This window comes from Cohnella lubricantis (genome assembly GCF_014212015.1).
GTDB classification, from domain to species: Bacteria; Bacillota; Bacilli; order Paenibacillales; family Paenibacillaceae; genus Cohnella; species Cohnella lubricantis.
Map to the genome: position 1 here is coordinate 1 of NZ_JACJVN010000073.1, position 1,505 is coordinate 1,505.

Below are 1,505 nucleotides of genomic sequence, written 5' to 3' on the forward strand. Positions count from 1 at the left end.
CACCCCGTCAAGTAGACAGTATAAAAAATAAAAATCAGCTAAGCGGCCTTGGTCCTGAATTCCATGGGACTCAGGCCGTTTAGTTTTGCTTGTAATCGTTCGTAATTGTAAAAATGAATGTAGTCCTCAATGTCTTGTTTGAGTTGCCCAAATGTCTGGTACTTATGTAAATAATACTTCTCGCATTTCAATGTTCCCCAGAAGGATTCCATAGGTCCATTATCAATACATCGGCCAACTCGGGACATGCTCTGCGTCATTTTTGCCTCATCCAACATTTGCTTAAAGTACAAGGATGTGTACTGAAAGCCGCGGTCACTGTGAAGCATTGGCTTACTTCCGGGTGCGGCTTGCAATGCCAATTTCAGCGTCTTAAAAACGAGTGGATTGTTGTTGGAATGCCCTAATACATAGGAGATAATCGTTTTATCATGAAGGTCAAGAATGGCACTTAAATAAGCTTTCTGGCCGTTTCCATACTTAAATTCCGTTACATCGGTTACCCACTTCTGGTTTGGTGCTTCAGCTTGGAACTTGCGATTAAGCAGATTCTCGGCGACTTGCTGCGGCGTAGAATGCTCGTATTTCTTTTTCTTTCTGCGGATCACAGACTGAATCCCTTTTATCTTCATCAAATGCTGTACGCGTTTGCGGTTAATCGTTTTTTGAGTGTGTCGACGCATATGCAGCGTTAACCGACGGTAGCCGAAAGTGCCCTCAGCCTTCTCATACAAGGACATCATGACTTCCGTCAGTTCCTTGTTCTCCGTTTCTCGCGCACTGGGGTTGTGATTGAGCCATTTATAATAGCTTGACCTTGGAATCCCTGCGATCCTGCACAGAAGCTGTATACTGAACGACCCTGCTTGCCTAACGGCTTGAATGGCAAGGTAGACGTTCTCTTGACGGTGTCCGCTTAGAGACGCCTCCTTTCGAATTCCTGTAACTTTTTTAAGAAAGCATTCTCCGCCCGGAGCCGTTCGTTCACGTGCTCCAGCTTCTTCATGGCGAGCTTATGCTGATCTGCTTCAGTTAGCTCCTCCGGTTCCTTCGTGCGTCCTCTCCCGTCCCGAAGAGCCTCTTGGCCGCCTGTTTCATATTTCTTGACCCATCCGTACACTTGCTGATAGGAGACTTGGAATTGATTCGCCGCTTTCTTGTAATCTTGTCCATTGGCAAGGCAGTACAGGACAATGTCAATTCTCTCCTGCCACGTTGTCGAGCGTCCTCTGGTCATAGCCGGTGTTCCCCCTGTATAAGCTCTTAAGCTGCTATGACCATTATACTTCTTAATCCAATTCGCAAGTTGAGTTCGACTGGCAATCTTGTACTTGTCTATAATTTGATACTGCGATAATTGCCCATCCAAATAATCCTTAACGGCTTGGAGTTTAAGCTCGGCTGAATAACTGCGATTATGGGTACGAGCCTCTAACCCTTCATAGCCGTACACTTGATAACGACGACGCCATTTTACGATGGTTGATTTGTTGATACCGAACTTT

Annotated in this window: 2 protein-coding genes; both read right to left on the reverse strand. The window is 45.6% G+C overall.

Translation table 11 applies throughout. The features are described from left to right. Positions 1-38: 38 nt before the first annotated feature. Entirely contained in the window at positions 39-938 is a 900-nt protein-coding gene (locus tag H4Q31_RS17935) for an IS3 family transposase (RefSeq protein ID WP_185180443.1), read from the reverse strand. Continuing rightward, positions 917-1,505 (reverse strand): helix-turn-helix domain-containing protein (locus H4Q31_RS17940; protein ID WP_185180442.1); only part of this gene is annotated, 589 nt, incomplete at its 5' end. The genes H4Q31_RS17935 and H4Q31_RS17940, both read right to left, overlap by 22 nt.